At 42.5% G+C, this 24,735-nt stretch carries 24 protein-coding genes and 1 pseudogene; 16 read left to right on the top strand and 9 right to left on the bottom strand.

The features are described from left to right. Positions 1 to 65: 65 nt before the first annotated feature. The 3 genes from D9603_RS12780 to D9603_RS12770 all read right to left on the bottom strand — a co-directional run bounded on the left by D9603_RS12780 (position 66) and on the right by D9603_RS12770 (position 3,167). Entirely contained in the window at positions 66 to 1,145 is a 1,080-nt protein-coding gene (locus D9603_RS12780; protein ID WP_125251166.1) for a trypsin-like peptidase domain-containing protein, read from the bottom strand. 103 nt (positions 1,146 to 1,248) lie between these two features. After that, positions 1,249 to 2,601, bottom strand: a complete 1,353-nt coding sequence (locus D9603_RS12775) for a DegQ family serine endoprotease (RefSeq protein WP_128731597.1) — start codon at positions 2,599 to 2,601, stop codon at positions 1,249 to 1,251. Positions 2,602 to 2,711: 110 nt separating this feature from the next. Continuing rightward, positions 2,712 to 3,167 (bottom strand): YhcB family protein, encoded by a 456-nt coding sequence (locus tag D9603_RS12770; RefSeq protein WP_125251164.1) that lies wholly within the window; start codon positions 3,165 to 3,167, stop codon positions 2,712 to 2,714. 122 nt (positions 3,168 to 3,289) lie between these two features. On the opposite strand from D9603_RS12770, the gene zapE reads away from it, so the two are divergent. The 8 genes from zapE (at position 3,290) to D9603_RS12730 (ending at position 9,834) form a co-directional block, all read left to right on the top strand. Next, complete coding sequence (gene zapE / locus D9603_RS12765) at positions 3,290 to 4,378, top strand: cell division protein ZapE (RefSeq protein ID WP_128731596.1); 1,089 nt, start codon at positions 3,290 to 3,292, stop codon at positions 4,376 to 4,378. Between the two features lie 350 nt (positions 4,379 to 4,728). Beyond that, entirely contained in the window at positions 4,729 to 5,157 is a 429-nt protein-coding gene (rplM, locus tag D9603_RS12760) for a 50S ribosomal protein L13 (protein ID WP_010376694.1), read from the top strand. Between the two features lie 8 nt (positions 5,158 to 5,165). Next, positions 5,166 to 5,558, top strand: a complete 393-nt coding sequence (gene rpsI, locus D9603_RS12755; protein WP_161796706.1) for a 30S ribosomal protein S9 — start codon at positions 5,166 to 5,168, stop codon at positions 5,556 to 5,558. Between the two features lie 502 nt (positions 5,559 to 6,060). Then, entirely contained in the window at positions 6,061 to 6,651 is a 591-nt protein-coding gene (petA, locus tag D9603_RS12750) for a ubiquinol-cytochrome c reductase iron-sulfur subunit (protein WP_125251162.1), read from the top strand. Next, positions 6,651 to 7,952: a cytochrome bc complex cytochrome b subunit gene (locus D9603_RS12745; protein WP_125251161.1), complete on the top strand. Its 1,302-nt coding sequence runs from the start codon at positions 6,651 to 6,653 to the stop codon at positions 7,950 to 7,952. Before petA ends, D9603_RS12745 begins: the two co-directional genes overlap by 1 nt. Continuing rightward, positions 7,949 to 8,686 carry a cytochrome c1 gene (locus D9603_RS12740; RefSeq protein WP_125251160.1) on the top strand — a complete coding sequence of 246 codons (738 nt, stop codon included), beginning with the start codon at positions 7,949 to 7,951 and terminating at the stop codon, positions 8,684 to 8,686. Before D9603_RS12745 ends, D9603_RS12740 begins: the two co-directional genes overlap by 4 nt. Before the next feature lie 96 nt (positions 8,687 to 8,782). Continuing rightward, positions 8,783 to 9,409: a stringent starvation protein SspA gene (gene sspA, locus D9603_RS12735; protein WP_125251159.1), complete on the top strand. Its 627-nt coding sequence runs from the start codon at positions 8,783 to 8,785 to the stop codon at positions 9,407 to 9,409. Continuing rightward, positions 9,409 to 9,834 (top strand): ClpXP protease specificity-enhancing factor, encoded by a 426-nt coding sequence (locus D9603_RS12730; protein ID WP_125251158.1) that lies wholly within the window; start codon positions 9,409 to 9,411, stop codon positions 9,832 to 9,834. Before sspA ends, D9603_RS12730 begins: the two co-directional genes overlap by 1 nt. Before the next feature lie 360 nt (positions 9,835 to 10,194). Here the strand turns inward: D9603_RS12730 and dolP are convergent, their stop codons facing one another. The 4 genes and pseudogenes from dolP to D9603_RS12710 form a co-directional block, all read right to left on the bottom strand. Continuing rightward, entirely contained in the window at positions 10,195 to 10,758 is a 564-nt protein-coding gene (dolP, locus tag D9603_RS12725) for a division/outer membrane stress-associated lipid-binding lipoprotein (protein ID WP_170178648.1), read from the bottom strand. Then, on the bottom strand, positions 10,758 to 11,345 hold the full coding sequence (locus tag D9603_RS12720; RefSeq protein ID WP_128731595.1) for an SIS domain-containing protein: 588 nt from the start codon (positions 11,343 to 11,345) through the stop codon (positions 10,758 to 10,760). The genes dolP and D9603_RS12720 overlap by 1 nt, the downstream gene beginning before the upstream one ends. 1 nt (position 11,346) lies before the next feature. Continuing rightward, positions 11,347 to 11,712 (bottom strand): YraN family protein, encoded by a 366-nt coding sequence (locus D9603_RS12715; protein WP_125251155.1) that lies wholly within the window; start codon positions 11,710 to 11,712, stop codon positions 11,347 to 11,349. A gap of 8 nt (positions 11,713 to 11,720) precedes the next feature. Then, positions 11,721 to 13,608, bottom strand: a pseudogene (locus tag D9603_RS12710) (penicillin-binding protein activator). 60 nt (positions 13,609 to 13,668) lie between these two features. Between D9603_RS12710 and rsmI the strand changes: the two are divergent. Beyond that, positions 13,669 to 14,526 (top strand): 16S rRNA (cytidine(1402)-2'-O)-methyltransferase, encoded by an 858-nt coding sequence (gene rsmI / locus D9603_RS12705; RefSeq protein ID WP_128731594.1) that lies wholly within the window; start codon positions 13,669 to 13,671, stop codon positions 14,524 to 14,526. 121 nt (positions 14,527 to 14,647) lie between these two features. Here the strand turns inward: rsmI and D9603_RS21655 are convergent, their stop codons facing one another. Both D9603_RS21655 and D9603_RS12700 read right to left on the bottom strand, forming a co-directional pair. Beyond that, a complete protein-coding gene (locus D9603_RS21655) occupies positions 14,648 to 14,821 on the bottom strand; it encodes a hypothetical protein (protein ID WP_161972742.1) in 174 nt (57 codons plus the stop codon). A gap of 34 nt (positions 14,822 to 14,855) precedes the next feature. Beyond that, a complete protein-coding gene (locus D9603_RS12700; RefSeq protein WP_161972741.1) occupies positions 14,856 to 16,916 on the bottom strand; it encodes a winged helix-turn-helix domain-containing protein in 2,061 nt (686 codons plus the stop codon). 422 nt (positions 16,917 to 17,338) lie between these two features. On the opposite strand from D9603_RS12700, the gene D9603_RS21650 reads away from it, so the two are divergent. From D9603_RS21650 to D9603_RS12670, 7 genes are all read left to right on the top strand, one after another. Then, a complete protein-coding gene (locus D9603_RS21650; RefSeq protein WP_161972740.1) occupies positions 17,339 to 17,488 on the top strand; it encodes a hypothetical protein in 150 nt (49 codons plus the stop codon). Positions 17,489 to 17,962: 474 nt separating this feature from the next. Further along, on the top strand, positions 17,963 to 19,363 hold the full coding sequence (locus tag D9603_RS12695) for a radical SAM protein (RefSeq protein WP_128731592.1): 1,401 nt from the start codon (positions 17,963 to 17,965) through the stop codon (positions 19,361 to 19,363). 11 nt (positions 19,364 to 19,374) lie between these two features. Beyond that, positions 19,375 to 20,787, top strand: coding sequence for a radical SAM protein (locus D9603_RS12690; protein WP_161972739.1), 1,413 nt, complete (start codon positions 19,375 to 19,377; stop codon positions 20,785 to 20,787). Continuing rightward, entirely contained in the window at positions 20,777 to 22,168 is a 1,392-nt protein-coding gene (locus D9603_RS12685; RefSeq protein ID WP_128731590.1) for a radical SAM protein, read from the top strand. Before D9603_RS12690 ends, D9603_RS12685 begins: the two co-directional genes overlap by 11 nt. Before the next feature lie 10 nt (positions 22,169 to 22,178). Continuing rightward, a complete protein-coding gene (locus D9603_RS12680; RefSeq protein ID WP_128731589.1) occupies positions 22,179 to 23,165 on the top strand; it encodes an ATP-binding cassette domain-containing protein in 987 nt (328 codons plus the stop codon). Further along, complete coding sequence (locus D9603_RS12675; RefSeq protein WP_125251147.1) at positions 23,162 to 23,950, top strand: ABC-2 family transporter protein; 789 nt, start codon at positions 23,162 to 23,164, stop codon at positions 23,948 to 23,950. Before D9603_RS12680 ends, D9603_RS12675 begins: the two co-directional genes overlap by 4 nt. Before the next feature lies 1 nt (position 23,951). Then, positions 23,952 to 24,734: an ABC-2 family transporter protein gene (locus tag D9603_RS12670; RefSeq protein WP_128731588.1), complete on the top strand. Its 783-nt coding sequence runs from the start codon at positions 23,952 to 23,954 to the stop codon at positions 24,732 to 24,734. Position 24,735 lies beyond the last annotated feature (1 nt).

The following is a 24,735-nucleotide window of genomic DNA, read 5'->3' as shown; positions in this document are numbered from 1 at the left end:
ATTAAGCAAATTGGTATAAAAGCGTCCATTTGGACGCTTTCTGCTTAATATAACCTGAGTTCAGGTCAATATAGTCCCGTTTCTAGCTCTGCGACTTCAACTGTAATAGTAAGGCGCTGACCTGCTCTTAGCACTTCAAACTCGAGTTCTGTGCCTGGGGCTGTGTTACCTATTCGCTTCAACGTTCTTTGTGGGTTAGTGACAGACTCCCCACCGACTTTCACCACAATATCATGCTCTTTCATACCAGCTTGCCAAGCAGGTCCCAATGGATCTAATTCACTGACGGCTAGGCCGATGATTGGTGTGTAAAGGTCGGTGACGCTTTTTCCTGTGCTATCAACAGGTGTACCTCTAAACCCTAGATAACCTCGGATAACTCTACCGTCCATGATGAGTTTATGCATTACATCCATGGCGAGATCATAAGGGATTGCAAAAGATATGCCTTGAATGTCAATATTTAGGCGGGTACGAAACTGCGCTGAAGTAATCCCAACAAGTGCGCCGTTTGAGTTGACGACCGCTCCTCCGGAATTACCAACATTGATGGCAGCATCCATTTGCAGCAAACTATTAAACTGGCTCTCTGTCAGCGTTTGTTTGCCGGTCGCACTAATAATCCCTTGTGTAATCGTTTGTCCTATATTGAGCGGGTTACCAATGGCAAGCACGACATCCCCGACCCGCGGTTGATAGCTCGGGTCGATTGGAATAACGGGAAGGTTTTCACCAGGAATTTTCAGTAGCGCTAAATCCGTAATGGTGTCAAAACCAATAAGTTGAGTATCACTGTATTGGCGGCCATCTGGAAGCAATACAATTATCTGATCGGCATTATTCACTACGTGGTAGTTAGTGAGAATATAGCCGTCACGACTCATAATAACACCTGAGCCGAGCTCTCGAACCGTGCTTTGGCGTTGATACCTTGGCTGCGTACTAAACCCCTCAGAAAAAATCGTTACCACAGCAGGAGCCGTTTTTTCAACAGCATCGGCAAAGCTCATATGCTGAGATTTAATACGGGGCGCTTCGAGTGTTGGTAGATTTGCCCTGAGTTCAGGGTTAAACCAAATGATGATGAACGCTATCCCAAGTCCAGCTAGTAGAGGTGGAAAAATGAATTTAATTAATTTGAACACGCGTGTTTATATTTATCGTTATCTAATACTACTAATAATGACACAAAAAAAAACACAGCGACAAGCTTCGCTGTGTTTCATTTTTTAATATTGGGTCAAAGTGTTACTGAATTAGGTAGAATACGGTTTCACGACCGCGTTTGATCCCAAGTACAATATTGCCTCTGATCCCATCAATTAGTTTGGACATCTCTTTGACACTGGTGACACGCTTGCGATTCACTTGCATGATCACATCACCTTCCTCGAGACCGACGCGAGCCGCAGGAGAGCGAGGTTCAACTGAAGTAATTACGACTCCTTCATTACCATCACGCTCGCCACTTTCAAGCACGGCACCACGAAGGTTTGGATGCACATCTTCAGCATTGGCTTGCTCTTCTTGTTTGCCGCCAAGTTCTACGTCAATAAATTTGGTTCTGCCATCTCGATAAACGCCCAGCCTGACTTCTCGGCCTTCACCTAAAGTGGCAACCTTGCTAGCAAGCTCTGCCATGCTTTCGACTTCATCACCATTGAGGCTGACAATTACATCATTGGCTTTTAGTCCTGCTTTATCTGCAGCTGAATCTTCAACAACGCGCATTACGTAAGCACCGCGCTTAACATCAAAGCCTTGTGCTTTAGCAAGACCTGCATCAAGAGTACGACCATGGATCCCTAAAGAGCCGCGACGCACTTCACCGTATTCAATGATTTGATCGACTAGGCTTTTCATCATATTTGATGGGATAGCAAAGCCAATACCTACGTTCCCACCGGATGCACCAAGAATAGCGGTATTAATACCAATTAGCTCGCCATTGAGGTTAACAAGCGCTCCCCCAGAGTTACCTTGGTTGATAGCAGCGTCGGTTTGAATAAAGTCTTCATAGCCTTCTATATTCAAGCCACTTCGACCAAGTGCGCTGATGATACCTGAGGTTACTGTGTGGCTTAAGCCAAATGGGTTACCTATTGCTACCGAAAAGTCGCCCACTCTTAATCTGTCTGAGTCCGCCAACTTAACTTCTGTAAGGTCTTCACCATCGATCTGCAACAACGCGATATCAGATTCTGCATCGCTACCAATGAGCTTTGCTTCAAATTCTCTGCCATCTTTTAAAGTTACCAGCATTTCGTCGGCATCATCAATTACATGGTTATTAGTAACCACGTATCCTTTATTTGAGTCAATGATGACACCCGAACCTAATCCACTGAAAGGTCGCTTTTGGCTGCGAGGTTGGGGTTGACCGAAGAAAAAGTCAAATGGGTCAACACGGCGGCGCACCTCTTTTGCACCTTTTACTTGAATACTAACAACACCCGGCGCTACCTTTTCTAACATAGGTGCAAGTGTCGGTAATTGTTGACCATCAACGGCAACAGGAAGTTTGGCCACGCTCTGTTGTGGTATTAACAACAGGCTTGAAGAAAGTAAAGCGGCCGATAACAAAGATAAATTAAATTTCATAGTCGTGAAGTACTCCGCTATTAGCGTTTATATAGTTCGTAAGGGGCTGCTAACTAGCCCCTAGAATCAATAACTTCTTTTAAAGACTATGGGGTCTACAAAAAGTTTCATCAAGAGGCTTTAATTTGCTCACTTTCTTTTTTTTGACCAGAAAACAACCCAGTTTCGCCCTCTGCGTAGTCACTAGGAGGTACTTCAAAGCTCGGATCTTGCTTACGTCGTCTTTCTGGACGAGCTTGAAGAGAAGCTTGTAATTGCTCAGTAGTTTCCTTTGAGAAAAATGGATCAGCAGGATGAGAAGGGCGTTCTTGCGTTAGTAGCTGATTGGTCTCTTCAACATGAGTCAGCAGTTGTTGGTAACTGTCTTGCATTCTGTTCACTAGCTTTTTAGTGCTAGCTAAGTGGTCAGAAACATCCTGTCGATATTGCTCTAAATCATGTTTTGCTTGCTGTGCTTGTACTTCTAACTCGTCATGCTTGAATTGCTTCTTAGTGACAAAACCACCAAGAAAAAATGCAGCCACGGCAACAATGATCAGTAATCCAAGCCAAGTAACGGTAGTCATAGGTTTCTCCCTGTATGCCCTAAGGCAAATAAAAATAAAAACTCTGATAGAGTTAAATATACGCTGTGAATGCAGTCGTGTTAATATAACCCACAAACAAATCGTAAAAAATATTTAAGTCGATGACGCCTTGGGAAAAATATCAGCAAGATCTACAACGTGATGATTTTCAATATGACAGTGCACAGGAAAATGCGGTAAAGCATTTACAGCGCTTATACGATGATCTTATCAATCAGCCAGTGGTCAAGCAGAGTTTCTTCTCGCGCCTGTTTGGCAAGGCTGAGCAACCAAAAGTGAAGGGCTTGTACTTTTGGGGAGGCGTTGGGCGAGGCAAAACATACCTTGTCGATACTTTTTATGACGCATTGCCAACAGAGCGTAAGATGCGCGTGCACTTCCACCGTTTTATGCATCGTGTACACAACGAGTTAAAAAAGCTCAAAGATGTTAAAAACCCACTTGAAAGTATCGCTGATACTTTTAAGTCAGAAACCGACATAATCTGTTTCGATGAGTTTTTTGTTCAAGATATAACAGACGCTATGTTGTTAGGTGGTTTGATGGAAGCCTTGTTCGAGCGAGGCATTGTATTGGTTGCGACTTCTAATATCATTCCCGATGAGTTATATCGAAATGGACTGCAACGAGCACGATTTTTACCTGCAATTGCTTTGGTAAAGGCAAACACTGAAGTCGTTAACGTAGATTCTGGTATTGATTATCGATTGCGTACTTTGGAGCAAGCTGAAATATTCCACAGCCCGTTAGATGCGCAAGCAGATAAAAATTTATTTGAGTATTTCAGTAAATTATCACCTGAGCCGGGCCAAGAAAACCAAGCGATAGAAATTGAAGGGCGAATGATCCAAACTCGTATGGTCTCAGATTGTATCGTGATGTTTGACTTTTCGGCACTCTGCGAAACGGCGCGCTCCCAAGTTGACTATATGGAAATCAGCCGCTTATACAACACAGTGATTTTGTCTAATGTGAAGCAAATGGGGCAGCAAAACGATGATGCAGCGCGGCGTTTTATTGCTTTAGTCGATGAGTTTTATGAGCGTAATGTGACGCTTATCATCTCTGCTGCTGCACCGATCACAGAGTTATACAGCGAGGGTACACTCACATTTGAATTCAAACGCTGTGTTAGTCGATTGCAAGAGATGCAGTCGCATGAGTACCTTGCGAGAGAACACTTAGCTTAAGGTGTGCATTTTTTTATGTTGCAGCGCTGTGTGGGGTGTCAGTTGAAAGGCACTGTAAACGCAGCTTGCAGCATACCCGCAACGTCGCACTGACGGATTTTTCGTCTTTTTGATTTTTTTCAAAATTCTTGAGATTTTCTTGTAGAAAAAAACATCAAGCGCTGGTTTTCACCCAGAAGGCTTGCTATAATCCGCGGCCTGCCACGTTGCGTTCTATTGCCCTCGTCGGCTTAGCCACTGACTTGAGCGGCAAAAAAGTCTTCAACTCGAAGGGGTTAAAGCAAATACAAGTAGAGCGGTAGTCCAAGGACTGCCTGTGGTTTTAAAATTGAAAACTTTGGATTTTTATAATGAAAACGTTTGTTGCTAAACCAGAAACTGTAAAACGTGACTGGTACGTAGTTGACGCTGAAGGTAAAACTTTAGGTCGCATCGCTACTGAAATCGCTCGTCGCCTTCGCGGTAAGCATAAAGCTGAGTACACTCCACATGTTGATACTGGTGACTACATCATCGTAATCAACGCTGAGAAAGTTACTGTAACTGGTAACAAAACTCAGGACAAAATGTACTATGCTCACTCTGGTTACCCAGGTGGCCTTAAGTCTATCAACTTTGAGAAACTTCAAGCTAAAAAGCCTGAAATGATCATCGAGAAAGCGGTTAAAGGCATGTTACCTCGCGGTCCTCTAGGTCGTGAAATGTTCCGTAAACTTAAAGTTTACGCTGGTAACGAGCACAACCACGCTGCACAGCAGCCTCAGGTTCTAGACATTTAAGGAGCACTATCATGGCAAATCAATACTACGGTACAGGTCGTCGTAAAAGTTCAAGTGCTCGCGTATTCCTACGCCCAGGCACTGGCAACATCGTAATCAATAAGCGCTCTTTAGAAGAGTTCTTCGGTCGTGAAACTTCTCGCATGGTTGTTCGTCAGCCTCTAGAGTTAGTTGAAATGACAGAAAAGTTTGACTTATACATCACCGTTGCAGGTGGTGGTACAACTGGTCAAGCGGGTGCTATCCGTCACGGTATCACACGTGCACTAATGGAGTTTGACGAGTCTCTACGTCCAGCTCTACGTAAAGCTGGCTTTGTTACTCGTGATGCTCGTAAAGTTGAGCGTAAGAAAGTTGGTCTTAAGAAAGCACGTAAGAAGACACAGTTCTCAAAGCGTTAATTTATTACGTTTCAAGAATTCAAAAACCCAGCTTATGCTGGGTTTTTTGTTTTCTATGCTCTCAATACTCACATCAAAGTGAGCACTGTTACAAAATTCCGCTTAATTTTGCCTAAAAATATCGTGTCAGATTAAAAAAGTTCAATAAATATAATAATTAGTGCAAATCGAACGGTAACTTGACGGTTTTTTTTGCTACAATTGGCGGAGCAAGTAGAAAGACCTGAGATCCAGTCATGCGATTTGGTGCGTATCCTTAGTCGGGGGTTGATCTTAGTCAGTATATTGTTGTGTCAGATGCGATATTATAAATACGCGGTTCCATGCTCGAAGTAATCATAGATGACTTTCTTCCGGTTTATTCGGGCATGGATCTGGAATAACCTTGTTTTAATCAAGGTATTTATTTATGATCGCGTCTATTTTGTAATTTCTTAAATTAACCTGCTGTAACTGATGTTCTCAATATAGCAAGTGTTGGGAATCAAGTGGAGATAAGTGGATGAGCAATGCGCCTGTAGACAACAGCCGACGTCGCTTTTTAACTATCGCTACCTCTGTTGTAGGTGGCGTTGGTGCGGTTGGAGCTGCTGTTCCTTTTATTGCGTCCTGGAATCCAAGTGAGCGAGCTAAATCTGCAGGTGCGCCTGTAGAAGTAGATATCAGCAAGCTTGAGTCTGGACAACTTATTCGTGTTGAGTGGCGAGGCAAACCAGTTTGGATTGTTAATCGTACACCAAAAATGCTAGAACAAATGAAGCAACACGAAGGTAATCTTCGTGATCCTAACTCAGAAGAGCCACAACAGTTGGCATCAGCTCAGAACGGGTATCGTTCTAAGCGACCTGAAATCTTCGTTGCGGTTGGGATTTGTACTCACTTGGGATGTTCACCAACCTTCTTAAATGGTAGTTTTGGTGAGTTAGTTGAAGGTACTGATAGTGGCTTCTTCTGTCCATGTCATGGTTCAAGATTTGATATGGCAGGGCGCGTATTCCAAAACGTACCTGCACCTCTAAACTTAGAAATCCCTCCGTATACCTTTATTGACGACACTACCATTTTGGTAGGTGAAGAAGAAGGGGTTGCATAATGTCTGGTCAAGTAGATAAAGCTGCAAATACGGGTGTTGTTGGTAAAGTTGTTGATTGGATTGACGATCGTATTCCTATGACTCGCGTCTGGAATATGCACATCGCACAGTACCCAGCACCAAAAAACTTTAACTTTTGGTACTTATTTGGCTCGCTTGCCATTCTAGTACTAGTAAACCAGATTGTTACTGGTATCTGGCTAACCATGAGCTACGTACCTTCAGCCGAAGGTGCGTTCGCGTCTGTTGAATACATCATGCGTGATGTTGAATACGGTTGGTTATTGCGTTACTTACATTCTACCGGTGCATCCGCTTTCTTTGTGGTGGTTTATCTCCACATGTTCCGAGGCATGATTTACGGTTCCTACCAAAAACCACGTGAACTACTGTGGTTGTTTGGTATGTTTATTTTCCTTGCACTAATGGCTGAAGCTTTCATGGGTTACTTATTACCATGGGGTCAGATGTCATTCTGGGGTGCTCAGGTAATTATTTCACTATTCGGTGCTATCCCAGTAATTGGTGAAGATTTAACACAGTGGATCCGTGGTGACTACGTAATTTCAGGTGCGACACTAAACCGTTTCTTTGCATTACATGTAATCGCACTTCCTCTGGTATTGGTTATCTTAGTATTCTTGCATATCGTAGCATTGCATGAAGTTGGCTCTAACAACCCTGATGGCGTTGAGATCAAGCGCAAGAAAGGTTCAGTAGCTGAAGAAGACAAGCCTAAGTTCAAGTTTCACGAGTACTACACAAGTAAGAAAGATATTGTGGATGCAATTCCGTTCCACCCTTACTACACAGTAAAAGATGTGCTGGGTGTTGCTGGTTTCTTAATTTTGTTCTGTGCTGTTGTGTTCTTTGCTCCAGAGATGAAAGGTTTCTTCCTTGAAGCGCCAAACTTTGAAGCTGCGAACCCGCTTAAGACACCTGAGCATATTTTCCCTGTATGGTACTTCACACCATTCTATGCGATTCTACGTGCAATTCCTGATAAATTATTAGGGGTAGCGGCGATGGGGGCATCGATCGTAGTGTTAGCGTTGCTACCGTGGATTGACCGTGGTTCAGTTCGCTCAATTCGCTACCGCTGTGGTTTCCATAAAGTGAACATCGCACAGTTTGTTGTTACCTTCTTAATCCTAGGTTGGGCAGGTGCAACACCGCAGACAACGTTCTCGACAATTTTGTCGCAGATCTGTACTGTGACGTATTTCATGTTCTTCGTTTTACTATTCGTGTACTCGAAGAATGAAACAACGAAGCCACTACCAACGAGGTTGACGAAATGATGAAAAAGCTAGTAATCGGTTTATTCGCATTGTTGCCAACACTATCGATGGCAGCTGGCCCGTCAGTACCGCTGATGGAAGCAAATAATGATTTAACTGATAACGCATCTTTGCAGCGTGGCGCTAAGCTATTTATGAACTACTGCTTAGGCTGTCACCAAATGCAGTATCAGCGTTATGAGCGTACTTTCAGAGATATTGGTATTCCAACCGAAATTGGTAAAGAAACCCTTATCTTTGATGGTTCAAAAGTGGGTAGCCACATATTGAACGCAATGGATCAGGATGACGCCGCTAAGTGGTTTGGTGCTCCTCCTCCAGACTTAACGCTTATCTCTCGCGTTAAGTCACCGGACTATATCTATACTTACTTGAAGTCATTCTACAAAGATGATTCTCGCCCATTTGGTGTAAACAATGTTGTTTTCCCACTGGTGGGGATGCCTCACGTATTACAAGAGTTACAGGGTTTACCAACACCTATCACTGAAGAAGTGGAAGAAAATGGTCAGACAGTAACTAAAGTGGTTGGCGTAGAGACTGACGGTACTGGTGAGATGAGTGTTGATGAATACGATCAAGCAGCTCGAGATATTACAAATTTCTTAGCGTATGTTGGTGAGCCATCTCGCCTACAGTCAGAAGCGCTAGGTATCAAAGTAATTGGCTTCTTGGTTATCTTCTTCATTTTGGCATTCTTCTTGAAGAAAGAATACTGGAGAGATGTTCATTAATTTGAATATTCAAAGGTAGTTTTTGCAATAGGGGCGTTCGCCCCTTTTGCTGTTTAAAGTGATTTAATTACTTTTAGTTTTTTAATGGAGGTAGGCATGGCCGTTGCTGCCAATAAGCGCCCTGTAATGACACTTTTTTCTGGGTCAAACTGTATGTACAGTCACCAAGTACGTATTGTACTTGCTGAGAAAGGTGTAAGTGTTGATATTCATCAGGCTGAAAAGGACAACTTACCGGAAGCGTTACATGAGATTAATCCGTATGGTACTGTTCCTACGCTAATCGATCGTGAGCTTGGTTTGTATCAAGCAAATATCATTATGGAATATCTAGATGAGCGCTTCCCGCATCCTCCGCTGATGCCTGTATATCCGGTAATGCGTGGTCGTAGTCGTCTAATGATGCATCGTATTGAAACTGATTGGTACTCACTAGCTGAAAAGATTAGTGACGGTGGTGACGATGCTGCTCAAGCTCGCAAAGAGTTAACTGAAGCTTTACTCGCTGTTGCGGCTATCTTCACTGAAGCGCCTTACTTTATGAGTGAAGAATTTAGTCTTGTAGATTGCTACTTAGCACCACTGTTATGGCGTTTACCACAACTTGGTATTGAACTAAATGGCGCTGGAAGCAAAGAGCTTAAAGAGTACATGTTACGTTTATTCGAGCGTGATTCATTCCAAGCATCACTAACGGATGCTGAGCGTGAGATAAGATCGTAATGACGTCTAATCGTCCTTACTTGCTCCGCGCTTTTTACGAGTGGATAGTAGATAACGAATGTACGCCACATTTAGTGGTCAATGCAGACTATCCCTCGGTACAGGTTCCTGCACAATTTGTTCAAGAGGGGCAAATTGTGTTGAATGTGAATCCGTCGGCGGTAACGAACTTTTCCATGGATAACCATGCAATCAGCTTTAATGCGCGCTTTAGCGGACAGCCTATGCAGGTGTATGTACCTAATGGTGCTGTATTGGCTATCTATGCACGGGAAAATGGTGAAGGCACCGTATTCACGCCTGAAGAAGAAGTCTTTGAAGATGAAGCGTTAGAGTTGGTAGAAGAGACTGAAGTCTCACCAGAGCTTGACGCTAAACCTGAGCCAGAAAAGAAGAAAGGCTCGCATCTTAGAGTAATAAAATAAAAAAACCTGCGAATGCAGGTTTTTTTATGTCAGCATTTTATGCTCTTTACCATGTGGTTATTGGTCACTCTTTCAAGTAGAGCAAGTATTAAGACTAATATCTAAATCTCAGGTTAAATAACCTGAGATTTAGATAAGGAATGAGCTAACTCATTGCTTTTAAGACCACATTAAACTATCCGCTTCTCTAGCCAGACAGTTTTGGGGATAACACCGCTTCCGCGTCCTGCTCTCGCTAAGGTACCTACATCCTGTAGGCAAGGCAAATTTACATACCAATAGCGAGCTATTGGAAGTGAATTCAACGCAGTTAACGCTAAAATTGACTGCTAGAAAGGCATTAATTATCCGAAGCTCAGGTTAAATATATTCAAAGGCCTTAACTACCCGTTTGACGCCATTAATGTGACGAGCTATCTCAACAGCTGAGTTGGCTTCTTGCTTTGATACTAAACCCATCAAAAATACTTCTGAGTTTTCAGTAACCACCTTAATATTTGCACCATTGACCTCATCAGCCGCCAATAGTTTGGTTTTTACCTTAGAAGTTAGCCAAGTGTCATGGGTTTTTGTGGTGATGCCTATATTGGTGCTTATTCTAAGCTGGTTATGGACTTGCTTGACCCCCGCGATATTGTGTAATGCACGTTCGGCTTCAGTTTTCATTTCTTGATTGGCTACTTGACCAATCATCAGTACAACACCATTGACACTAACGAGTGTGATATTGGCATGATCGGCAAGACGTTTAACCTCTTTAATCGCCAATGTACCTTTAATCTCGATATTATTGTCGTCAATTTGCGCACCAATCGTGCGTCTGTCATTGGCAGCGGATACTGCGCCAGCAGTACCTGCTACCACAGCAGCAGCACAGCCCTGCAAGAGTAATACCGCGGCAAGTAAGGAAGCTATTCTCATCATCAGACTTCATCCTGAGGGAATAAAATGGCATCAATTAATTCACTGAGACAGTGAGTATTAAATAGTTGTGACTCAATGATCCGGCTAGGTCGCTTACTGGGGATCCGGATTTCTACATCCTGAGGGCCAAGTAGGCCTGTTAATTCTCCGCCGTCATCCCCGACTAATGCTATCACTTTCATATCTCGAGTTAATGCGGCTTCAACCGCGCCAATTACTGCCTTTTCTTGTCCATTAATGGCATATGCGACAAGTAAGTCACCTGGTTGTGCAAAAGCACGTACTTGTTTGGCAAAGCGCTCTCGCGCTTTGCCATTTTCGGGTGTTGCTAAGTTATACTGTTCATTGGTCAGTGCGAGTGCTGGTAGGCAAGGGCGCTCTGTTTCATAAAAGTTACTAAGTATTGTTGCCAAATGATGCGCTAGCATATGATTGCTTGGCGCGCCGCAGCAGATTATCTTATTGCCATTAATAAGGCTTTGCGCCATTGTCATTGCTGCCATCTCCAGGGCCTTAGGTAGCACTTCCCCAGCGGCAATCTGCGCTTGAATTGATTCTGTAAATATAGACTTAATAGATTCTTGCATGCTAAAAAATATTCTTAATCCAGTTTATTTCAGAAGGAGCTACCCCTTGAATTGCAACAAAGTCGACTCTCAGCTGTGTGTTATGCAAATTGTGTTGTGCCAAGTAATTATAAATACTACGCTTTAATCTTTGAAGCTTAGTTTTGGAAAGTGCATTAATTGCACCACCAAAATTTTTACTGTCACGGTATTTAACTTCGACGAACACCAACACTTGCGCTTCTCTCATAATGAGGTCAATTTCACCATACTTGCAATGAAAGTTTCTCGTTACAGGTGTTAGTCCCTGCTTTACCAAGTATTGTTCCGCAATTAACTCAAAGTGTTCACCTTTATTCCGTGTGTTATTAAATAGTCCCTTAAACATACAAAATCCTATCTTATTAGTGAGGTGCTCTGTGCTTCCTCTTTTTGCATAAACAATGGCAGTGGGGGTTGCTCATCCAAGCTAACTAAACGGATCTGCTTGTTGCGATATTGTGCCCAGCTGAGGCTGCGTACAATGTCGGCATTATCACGGATGCTGAGCTGCCCGGTCAGGCCCTCAAAGCTTTTACCCGATAACCAAGCAAGTTGGCGCAGCTCTGATATAAGGTTAGTCGCATCATATGCCATGGCAAATAGGCGTTGCTCCAAGTCAGCTTGCTCAGGCCAAAGCGCTTGGTATGTCTCCCTAATGGCATTTCTATCTATCGCTCCTGGTAGCATCCAAGGCTGTTCAGTAAAATAAAGCCCTTCTAAATCCCCTTTATCAGTTACATCAATTTGTTTACTGTAACTACGTGAACTTGCGTACAGAGGAATTTTATTGGCAAAAGTACTTACATTCACATCTAAATAAGGCTTAAGTAGGCGCGTTTCCATCGCATCGCCTAAGATATAAACCACATCTATATCGCGTCGTGAGCGAGTTTCACTTTTTACTTCCTTGCGAAAGAGGTTTTTGATTACGTTGGTACGGGCTTTTGAGGCATCGACTTCAAGTAGGTCGGTGATCACATCAGCCATGTCTTCGCTGTTCGTGTAATAGCCAATCTCAGGTGCAGTTTCAGAATAGTGCTTCCAGCCCTCAACAAAATGCTCAATTAAACGCTTGCCCGATGCACTAGCTGGTGCCAGTAGCATTGGCTTTTTGTATGCCTTAGCTAAAAAGTGCTTCATCGCCTGCTCGACTTCATGCTCAGGGTTTAGCGCAAAAAAGTACTGCTCATTAGTGCGTGGGGTAATTCTCTCTCGAGCGTTCAAAAAGAGTGTCGGGTAGAGAGAGAAATCAGGATTATCAACTAGTTTTTCGACGTTAGATTTCAGCAAAGGACCTATAACGAAGTCCGCATTCGCTTTGGCAAGTTGTGCCAGAATATCTTGCTCTGACGACATTTCATCAATAAAAAAAAACTTCTTCAATGGTGCTACTATCCGTTGCTGCTAAAAAACCATTTTTAAGCGCGGTACCAAGGCGCTCGCTTGCTCCTGATTGTGGAATGAGTACCGCAAGCTTTCTTACATCGTAAGGCTCTAGTGCAACCGCACCCTGTAGATCTTTTGGTAGCAAGGCTGCGGCTGGGTGGTTAGCAAAGCGACGGCGCCAGTTATTCATAGCCTGGTCTAATTCAATGCTAGAGCCGAGATAAATTTGCTGATATTTAGCCAATGTGACCCAGCCACGTTGCAATACGCTTCCAGAATCAAAGCGCTCTAGTGCATAACTAGAGAGCTGTTGCAGGGCTCGCCAAATCTCATCGTCTAGCCCTGCGACATTAAGGTTGTGTTGTTGAGCAATGTCTGCCGCTTTGAAAAATTCAACGAGCGCTTTTTTAGGAAGTTGTTGTGAAGCATAAATGCTACCGAGTAGATATTCATACCATGCTTGGTGTTCAGGTGTATTTAACCTTCCTTCTAATGTATGCAATATAGCCAAGGCGCTTTCATATTGCTTCAGCTCTTTACGAGCATAGGCTACATATAATTTATTTTGTACGTGATCGACACTGGCCTTGCTTCCCATTGCCAAGCTTATCTGCTCTAGCATGAGCCAGTTTTTTTCTTCAATCGCAGCGTCTCTGGCTACGTAAAGTAGCTGAATTTTTGTGATGCCAGATTTACTTTTTGCTTTGGCAAAGAGTGAGGCAGCACTATCATCTGTCTGATTGATGGTGGTTGCTGTTTCGCTTTGTTGAGGCAATTTGGTGACATTTGTGCTTGTACTGCAGGCGGATAACCCCGACAATATTGCAACTAAAAGCGCTATCTTTTTAAACTGCACTGGCAAACCTTCTATTTCACGACTAAGTGGACATCTTACTGACTGACATTGGAGAGCTCAATGGCTAATCTTCACAACGAAAATAAAATCGGCACCCTCTATATTGTTGCAACACCAATAGGTAATTTAGAGGACATCAGTGAACGTGCACTGAAAGTATTAAGTCAAGTTGATTTAATCGCTGCTGAAGATACTCGTCACACGGGTAAATTATTAAGCCACTTTAGTATTAAAGCAAAAACTTTTGCCCTACATGATCATAATGAAAAGCAAAAAGCGCAGCAAATTTTGGATTGGCTTAATGAAGGCAAGGATATTGCGCTGGTTTCAGATGCAGGCACACCACTTATCAGCGATCCTGGCTATGCGGTGGTTAATTTATGTCGTGACGCGGGGGCAAATGTCACCCCTGTTCCTGGGGCATGTGCTGCTATTGCTGCGGTGAGTTGCTCTGGGCTCGCAACCGATAAATTTCAATTCGTCGGCTTTACTCCAGCAAAGAGCCAAGCGCGTCAGCAGTTTTTTAAAGAGGTTGTGACGTCAGGGATCACTAGCATCATGTACGAAAGCACCCATAGGATTATGGCCAGCCTCGAAGATATGAAAGCAGCCCTTGGCGAAACACAAAAGGTAGTATTTGCAAAAGAATTAACAAAAACGTACGAAACTTTTTTTAGTGGTACGGTAACAGAGCTCATCACTTTTTTGCATGACACACCAGAAAAGCAAAAAGGTGAGCTGGTATTGATGCTACCTGGTGAGGAGCGCGATGAGCAAACTCTGACTCCAGAGGCAAGTAAGTTGATTGCGTTACTTGAGTCCGAAATGCCACTTAAAAAAGCATGTGGGGTTGCGGCTGAATACCTAGGACTGAAAAAGAATGCGTTATATAAAGCTTGGCTGGAAACTCGAGCGTAATAACCGGTTGCTTTGAACAATATTGGATTGAGAGAAACTTTATTGTTCAAAGCTTAAGTTATCTACTTTATAGAGACGGAATAACAACAACGTAACTACACCTTGTTATTCCAAACTCAGATCACTTGTCGTTACTGCATTTCCATGGCGTCACAAGGCACATACCAGATTGTAGAGTGCTGTTGTGTTTATGTGTTGGTAGTACTTGCTCGCTTTGTTTCATACCAAGAGAGCTAGCTTGGGTCATTGAGGTAAAGAACAGAGATATGATGTAAATGGCAGTTAGCTTTTTCATTTGTTTTTCCTTGTTTTTTGCTACCACCACATCTCTACATTTCTAACGCTTCCAATAAATAATTAAGAGTGAACTTTTTTGTAACTTTTACCTGAGCCATCAGTTGGCTACTTTGGGTCTGAGCGTCTTTTTTGATGATTAACGCATTGTTTCTGTTACTTATGTAAAAATTAGTAGCGCTTGAGTCGTACGGTAGCTCAAACTTTTTGTGCTCTGGTTCGGTTTTTGATATATCGAGTTGATGATAGCTAACACGTGATAAATCATGTTCAGTCCAGATGACCAGATCTTCATATAGCTGTATTTCTGAATTGGACTCTAATACTGCTCTAGTATGTAGAGGAAGAATACTTGCATCTTTTGGTTTGATAAATAGCTCACCTTCTATATTCGCCAGCAATAAGTTTCCCTCAAATTCTCGCACAAACTTAAAACCACTGAAGAGATGCGTCAACTCGTTATGCTCCCAGCGATATACCAGCCATTGGGAGTCTGACTTAGCGGTAAAATAAACGGCTTTCCCATCACTGGCGATCACTACGCTGTGAAGGGTCGCAGTATGGCGGATAGACTCAGTTATCGGGGAGGAGTGAGTGTAGTCAACTTTTATAATGGTTTTATCTTGTTTGACTGCAAATGCTTGAGCTTTACGAGCGTGGCTCAGGTCGGTTAATTTATCTGTGCTTTGCAATAAAACACCTTTCTTATTTGGCATTGAGCTTTGAAACTTGACTATTTGTGTATTGTCTTGATGTTGAATTTTGGCAATAAAGCTACCGTCATCACTTATGTTGATAAGTGATTGAATGTCGCTATCAAAGTGATACAGCTTACGTTTTGGAGTACTATTAAGAGGTAATGTTAGCTCCAAAAAGAACGCCCCTTTTTTTAGCTCTGACAGCATATGAAGCTGCTGGCTCTGAGGCTGATAACTCAACATGTACACAAAATCATCGGCAAGATGGGTTTGCATTTGTTGCTCTAAGTTGTGCTCTATGACGCCTTGCTCTGTTGCGATTAAGAGGGTGTTGTTGTCTCGCCAGTCAAGGTCTATCAGTTTACTTGAATGTGGCACTAACCCGATACGTTGTAAACTGCGAAGGTCATATATTTCTATATAAGAGTGCTCAGCTAAGCTATCGAAAACAAGCAGCGCGATTTTATCTTGCTGTGTCGAAACTGCGCCTGCGAAAAAGTTAATATAGGATTCCGCATTTTTAATTACCGCCTCAATCGTGCCTGTTTTATGGCTGTACTGATAAAGATGAAACGCACTTTGTGCGTGTGAAGCGCCGAGAAAGTATAAGGTGTCTTCAGTTGGTCCAAGGAAAATATCAGCAATAAGAAATTGAGGGTCAATAATATGCCGCGTTTGACCAGTTTGAATATTATACTCGATGATAGTCGAGTTGCCTTTCACAACATCAGAGATAAATAAACGCTCACCAGAGTGAGAGAATGCCATTGCATCAGGCCAATTAACGTTCTCCATGACGACACTTTCTGTACCTGTGCCTTGATTGCTCAGTATGATGGAATAATCCTGTTCTCCATTAAGTTTTGCTGCATAGGCAGAAAGCCCCGAAGTTGACTCAGCAAATGACAGCTGATCTGCGCCTACGGTTGTTTGGACTAGTGGTTGAGCTGAAATAGAGGTTTGTTGCGAAAGTGGAATAAATAACGCCAATAGGGGTAATGCAAGCAACAGTAAATAGGGGGACAGATGAGACGACTTTTTTGCTTGCCACTGTGAACATTGGTGATTGCCATGTCCTTGTGAAGGGCACTGTGTTGTTTTACAGGTGTTGGCATTACACACCAGCTTATATCCTCTTTTTGATACATGCTGGATAAAGTGTGGTTGTTTAGGGTCGTCCTTAAATGCTTGACGAAGTTTACTAATGCAACGCCTTACAGCAGCGTCACTGACAAGCACCCCGGCCCATACTTCATCATGTAGCTCATTGATACTAATGTATCGATCTTGATTGTTATATAAGTACTCTAAAACTTCAAAAACCTTCGGCTCTAGCTCTATTAATTCTTCCTCTATACATAATTTATGCTCGTCCTTTAACAAGATTATTCTTTTCATAATTGTCATTCTTGTAAGAGTTAAAAAATAAAACCATATAAAACAATATCATACGTTTCGGTTTTTGAAAAATTAGGATTTAGTTATTCCATTAATGATTCTAAGGGATATAAGTTTGTTTGTGAAACATAAATTGTCACAAAGATTAACGCTTGTTATTGGAGTGTGAATGTGAAGCGATTCGAGAAACTAAAATCAATAGCGCTATCTCAACCCAAAATACTTCAACAGCAAAAAATGAATGAGATTAAGTGGTTTAAAAATGGCTGTAGTGAATGTCCCGAGTCTGGTCAGTGTAAATCATCAGAGCCTTCGCCCGAGGCGCCTAACAGCTAAATCGATTTTCCAAATAGCAGTGCATGTTTTATCACCCAGCGTGCATTGTTTTAAACAAGATGGGTGAGATTTAAAGGAATACAAAAATGTCTATCAACAAACTTAAAGAAATTGCACAAAAACAAAAAATCAATGCTTCTAAAGAAGTACTGCAGATCATGCGTACTCAAGGCTGTTCAAGCTGCTGTAGCTTTAGTGAAGGTGGTAACTCACAAGAAGCGAAAAATATTCAGTAAGCATCCTTAAGCCAGTCGCCGCTACTCTCTTTGTGTCGACAAGCCGTCACACACTATGTTGGTCGGCATGTTAATTCAATGGTGGATAGGGACTGTACTTAGCATTGAGATAAATACTATTCGGAGAAGAATAATGAGTATTCAAAAACTAAAGAAATTATCAAAACTAAAACAAGTTCAAGTAAGCAAAGATGCTTTAAGCATTATGCGTACACAAGGTTGCTCAAGCTGCTGTAGTTTCAGTGGCGGTGGTAACTCGCAAGAAATGAAGTAGCAAAGTGGGTTAAGACCACACTGAGTTATTTCAGGGAGAGTGCTTAGGCGACTGATGTCATCAATCCGCTCCCAATACAGCATCAGTTTTATCAATAGATTGGTGCTGTTGTTCACCGTTATCTTAATGATTATCAGCCGTCACTTGGTGATTGTTAGGGAAAATACCGCGCCGTGTAAAACAATAATAAGGGGTTTGCAATGGTTCCATTGCTCAAAAAGGATATTCAATTTGTGCCACGCGAAGAAGAGGGATTAGTTGTTCTTTGTCGTGAGTTACCAAATGGGTCAAAAGCCGAAATTAGAATACATCCAATTCAAGCGTTCATTATGGTGTTATTTGATGGACAGAACGACAAAAGCAAAGTTGCACAAGTGATAGCAGAGGTAATGAGTATCGAACCGCAAGCAGCGGTTGATATTGTCGAAACACTTCTTAATCGATTTTCGTTATTTTTTACCGACACGCCTTTATCCGACACATCATTGCTTTCTCATAACCCAGAGGCTTTTTTGTTCGAAGGAGACGATACACTCATCGTTAACCGTCGCGAGGATGCACCGGGAGCTATCGTATGGGTTGTCACGGAAGATTGTAACCGTAAGTGTAAGTACTGCTATAAAGATGCCAAGTTTGTAGCTGATGGGTTTGCTCGTGATATTGCTTTTCCTTTCGAGCGCGTTACTCAAATAATTGACGAAGCCGCAATGATAGGTGTCAATCGCTTGATCTTCACCGGAGGAGAGCCCTTACTGCGCCAAGACTTGCCAGAAGTCATAGGGCATACGATAGATCAAAATATTATTCCAATAGTCATCACAAAAATGCGAGTAGAAGGTGACATGATGGCACGGTTAGTAAAAGCCGGCCTAGAAGAGCTTCATGTCAGTCTAGATTCAGTAGTCGAAGCGGAGGTCGAGAAGCTAGTTGGTGTTAAAGGTGCTTTAGATGACATGCTAGTGACCATCAACGCTTGCTGTGAAAATGGTATTAAAGTCGTACTAAGGCCAGTCATGACGGCGATTAATGTAGACAATCTTGAGCAGCTGATTTCTCAGACCTATGCCATGGGAGTCAGAGAGTTTGTGATTGATGTATATGGGAAAACCTGTGGTCGCCATGAGCCTAGTTTTATGCTGAGTGACGAACAAGAAGCACAACTAAAAGTCACAGTAAAAAGCCTAAAAGAGAGGTATACGCAGGCAAAATTCGGATTTAACTTCGATTTACGAGAAGCGACCGAAACCAAAGGGTGCATGGAAGGCTTAAAAGGGATCACCGTTCAGCCAAATGGACTGTGTGTTAAGTGTGAACATATACCACCTGGACCTCATAATACCTTTGGTGATTTAAACGAAAGTGGTTTGCTGGATATTTGGATCTCTGAAAAAATGAAAGAGATAGTCATTCCAAGTCGTAAATTTTTCAAAGGCACATCGTGTTATAAATGCGATCTGTTTCGAAACTGCAACTACGTCCGTGGTCGTTGCACCGTTACAGCTAAAGGGAAGTTCGGCACTATTCATGCGCCTGATCTTTATTGTCCCATCGGTGAATTTCATAAAAGTAATGAGATCGATGTACACGTAATTAATGCGTAGGAGTGATGGCGATGAGAAGATTTGGAAAACTTGGTGTCATTCACCAACACGCAGATAGCTACTCGCTTGACTACTTTCCCATCGCGGGACAGCAAGAAACGCCGAGTATTGAGTTACACCCTTTGGTTGTCTATATCTTGTCTTTGTTAGATAAGCAGTGGACAGTTGAAAAAATAGTGGAAGATTTACAGCATCATTTTGATATTGCGCCAGAACATGCACAAGAAATTACAGATGATGTTGATGTCGTTTTTGAACGTCACTTTACTTCACAGCAGCATGAGCCTTCAGGTGTTACTATTGATGAAGAGGCCGTCCGAACACAAGTACGAGCGCTAAGTCAGCATACACCACTGACCACTCGAACAACCGTATTTAAAGGTAATCGCTCGCCATTTCCAATGACATTACAGTGGCTTGTTACAGACTTTTGTAACCGTAAATGCGTGTATTGTTATCAAGGTGCACCGCTAAGTAGTAAAACGGAAGATTCCTCTGTTGATATTGATGTCATAAAAAGATTGATTAGAGAAACCGCGCAGCTTGGTGGCAAAGAAGTACTACTGACAGGCGGTGAGCCGTTACTACGTGAAGATATTTATGAAGTCATGGTATATGCGTTACAACACGGTTTAACTCCTGACTTCATCAGTAAACAATTTGTGAGTGTAGAGAACGCTAAAAAGCTTGCAGCTGCTGGGTTGAAAGATGCGTTTTTCAGCATTGATAGCCTAGAAAAAGAGGCCGCGAAATCACTCACAGGAATTGGTGGGTTTGCCAAGAAAATCGGCCAAACCGTTGAAAATATGGTTACAGAGGGAATACGTGTGCACGCGAAGTCACTGTTAACTTCGCTTAATGCTCATGCCTATACTGAAACGTTAGAAACTTTAGAGCGACTTGGCGCTCACTCCATCACGATTGATACCTACTCTGATAACCTCCAGCGTCATGATGATGGTTTACACGCCTCAGTGGCACAAATGCACGAAGTCCGCGATGCGGTTGATACTTTTTTAGCCACCCAGCCAAAGTTGAAAGTGTATTATCGCTCTGAACAGATAGAAAAAGACATCGATTATGATATTGACGGCTTTGTCTGTCATAACGGCCGCACACAATTATTGTTTTATCCTAATGGGGACATTTCCAAGTGCGATAAGAAGCTGCCTGGTGGAGACATGATAGTTGGCAGCGTGTTGAATCAAAGTGTTTTTGAAGCATGGAATAGCACGGCCTTATTAGAATCGTTAGACCCACCAAGAGATAAGTATAAAGGCACTCCCTGCTATACCTGTGACAGTTTTGACACCTGTAATATTCGCGGACGTTGCTACTACGGTGCTTACATGTCAACGGGAACATTATATGGCCCGCAGGAAGGGGCATGCAAATATATGGTGGGGGTGAAAAGTGTTTGTTAATCAATTCTTAAAGCTAAAAGATAAATCACGACTAGTCAAAGAGTCCAACCGCGTCATCTTATTTACTGTCGACAAGGGAGAGAAGTTTGCCTCTTTATCTGTGGTGCACGCGTTGGTGCTTGCACTGAGTACTGGTGAAAACAGTACCACGGATATCCGAGATGGATTGATGGAGATTTTTGACTTTGAGCAAAGTGAAGCGCAGCAGCTCATCAGTGATTTGCTTGTTCAAACGGCTGACTTTATCGACGTGCAAGACCATGCTTTTACTGAGCTTAATGCACGTTATGATGCCGAGGACTTTATATATCAAGCCGAGCCAACACCCTGGCAAAATAAACTAGAGGTGCCCAATACTGTGGTGTGGATGACAACAAATCGTTGTCCTGCTGATTGTGTTTATTGTGTTATCCCGACATTAAAAGCCAATGAAATTGCGCCAAATGAACTCACAACAGAGCAGGCATTTAAGTTTTTGTCTGAGTGTGTTGCACTTGGGGTGAAGTATGTCAATTTGCATGGGGGCGATCCTTTCTTACGTAAAGACATGATAGAGATCATTGAGTACCTGCTTGAGCATGATGTATTCGTAGATGTGTCAACCAAAATGCCACTACGGGAGAGCTTAATCGAGCGCCTAGCAAAGGCGGGGTTAGATACGCTTCAGGTCAGTATAGACAGCAAAATACCAAAAATTGCTGATGCCATTGTGAAAGTAAAAAACTGGCTGCCAAAAATTAACCAAACTATTGAGCTATGTCAGAAATATGATCTGAATGTTCGCGCTAATATTGTTGTGACGGCCATGAATATTGATGGGATCCCAGACTTGCTGAGATACCTCATTGAAGAAAAGGGTATTACAGATGTTGGCATGTCGAGCTATTTACGTTCTGAACATAAACATGATGATGATCTGCTAATTAATCAGCAGCAACGAGAGTGGCTAGTTAATGCTGTTAACGAAATATCAGCACAATACCCTGATATTGAAATAGGCAACATCTCCGTGAAGAGTGAAAGAGAAGTGTCTGTATCGATCCCTGGCTTTGGCTCTTGCGCGGGTGGTAAGACGGCACTGGTCATCGGCTCTGATGGAGAGTGTGCGACATGCGATCGCACTATGCCTTATCAACAGGCTCGAATTGGCAACGTGAAAGAATCTTCTATTCGCGATATCTGGAATGGTGAAGCATTGGAATACTTGCTAGATCCGCCACGAGAAGAGTATGAGGGGACGCCATGTTTTGACTGTGATCATTTTCAGCAATGCAATGTGCGTCAACGTTGCTATTACCGCGCTCAATTGATTAATGGCCGACTTTATGCGCCTGACTATTTATGTGCAAAGTTACCTGAACCTCCAGTGGAAATGTTTTGAGGTGTAAAATATGGAAGTGATAAAAGCAAATGCCGTGTGTAAGACGTTTTCAAGACCTTTGGCGTCGACCCAAACAGGGGTGATTGCGGCGATAAAACAATTTGTTGCACCACCAAAAGAGAATATCAATGTTATTGATAACGTCTCCCTATCCGTTCAGCAAGGTGAGTTTGTGGGGCTGTTGGGGGCGAATGGTTCAGGCAAGTCAACATTGTTGAAATTACTCACAGGGATTTTGCAGCCTGATGCTGGTTCGCTTACGGTACTTGGGCATCACCCATCTAAAGAGCGCAAAGCGTACACCAAGAAAATTGGTGCCGTGTTTGGGCAAAAGAGCTTACTGTGGTGGAATGTGGCTATCATTGAGTCGTTTCGGCTTTATGCCTCTATCTACAAACTCAGCCGCCAAGATAGTGAACGTCGCATTGAGCAACTCAGCGAGTTGCTTGGGCTCAGAGATTTGTTGTCGTCGCCACCGAAAAAACTTTCTTTGGGTCAGCGCATGAAAGCTGAAGTTGTCGCTTCGTTGTTACATCAGCCACAGCTTATTTTTCTGGATGAGCCAACCATTGCCATGGATCCTGTTTCGCGGCTTAATTTGATGAACTTCTTGTTGCAGCTTAATCGAGATGAAGGCACGAGTATCGTGCTGACATCTCATAATATGGCAGATGTTCATCACTATTGTCAGCGCAGTGTGATAATGGAGCAAGGCGCAGTGCTATTTGATGGTAAAACCTCGGATATCTTGTCATTGGAGCACGTTAAGGTATTAGAAATTAAAACCTGCTCAGCGCTTGATAGCCAGTTGTTGTCTGAGTTCGAATACGAATTGATAGAAGATAATCACTATCGTATAAAGACCTCAACTGAACTTGCGAAAGAAGCGCTGTCACGGCTGGCTTTTCACCCTAACGTGAAAGACGTCAACCTCTCTCCACCGAGCTTAGATCATGCCATTCATCACTTTATGACTTCAGCGAGAAATACGTTATGAATAGCATGGTTTTTATTCGCTTCTTGCAGTTGTCACTCAAAGATTTATCGGTATTTCGTAGTGATTTTATTATTAGCATCATACACATCCTTATCTATCAGGGGATCTTTATTTTATTTTGGGATGCGTTACTACGACAACTGGACTCACCACTGGGTGAGTGGGACAAAGGGAGCTTGGCACTACTTATTTTGGTTGGCTTAATATTTTCTTCAATCAGAATGCTATTTTTCGGATTCACTACCATGAGTAGCAAGGTGATCAACGGTGAGCTTGATAAATACCTTTGTCGTCCAGTTTCCCCTTTGTTAGCGTTACTAGCCGAAGATACCAAGATTTGGGCTGCGGGCCATTCACTATTAACTTGTAGCATTTTGTTCTTCTTTATGGACCAAGTGTATGACTACCAGTTTACTACGCTATCTTTTGTGTACTTTTCAATCTCTATTTTGGTGGGCAGTTTAACGCTGGTACTGATGGAGGGTTGTATTGCACTGAGTGCATTTTGGTTTGGTAATGTGGACAGGTTATTTTATTTAATCAATAGTTTTGGCGATTTTCAGCGCTATCCCATCACTTTATTTCCTAAATTATTACAGCACTTTCTTATTTATGTTTTGCCCATTGGTTTAGTGTCATCTATACCGGTCATGTTTCTTGTTGGAATGTATGACGAGCCAGCCTCGATGCTGATTATTCAGGGAGTTATTTTACTCTTTTGGCTATGTGGCTTTGTCTGGCTTTGGCGCTGCGCTTTGCGCCGTTACGACTCGTTAGGAGGGTAAGATGAGCGTATTACAATTACTCCGGTTAGAGTTAAAAGAAGCAACCCACTTTCGAACAAACTTGTACGCTTGGGTGTTATCGCATCCATTGCAGCTGTTGATTATTTACATGCTATGGCAAGGGATATTTCACTTTACTGACTCAGTTGCGGGTTACAGCTTGCAACATATCGTCATGTATTATTTTTTAGTGCATTTTATTAATTCATTTTTATCGTCAGCGTATTCTGTGAACTATCAAGTATGGAGTGATATTAATGAAGGAGGACTGGATAAATTCCTTTGTCGGCCTTTCAATTATTTAACGCTAATCTCAATAAAAAACCTGTCCAGACCTGGGATTGATGCGCTGTTCGCCTTGCCTGTACTGGTCATTGCAGTGTGGCTCGCCCCTCAGCAAAGTAGCGTCTTTAGTTGGGTGATGTTCACGTTTTCAGTATGGTTGTCCTTATTACTATTAATTGAAATTCAAAAGGTGATTGGTCTACTGTCATTGTGGCTGGAAAAGGTATTTGGGCTAAGAGATATTTTATTTAGCTTTATGATGCTGCTCTCAGGTCAGTTATTACCTTTGAGTATTTTGCCTCAATGGCTAGGAGAAATAGCCCTTTATTCTCCATTTGCTGCACTCTTTCACGCACCAATTTCACAAGTTTTACCAAGCCAAAGTGTCACAGGGCTCAGTGCAATTGAGTTACAACTACTATGGCTCTTGGTATTTATTTTATTCAGTAAACTGCTATGGACGGTAGGAAGACCTAAATATCAGTCTTTGGGTGGTTAAT

Origin of the sequence: Pseudoalteromonas sp. PS5, from assembly GCF_004103255.1 — a bacterium.
Classification (GTDB): domain Bacteria; phylum Pseudomonadota; class Gammaproteobacteria; order Enterobacterales; family Alteromonadaceae; genus Pseudoalteromonas; species Pseudoalteromonas peptidolytica.
This window is presented reverse-complemented; position numbering and strand designations above follow the sequence as displayed.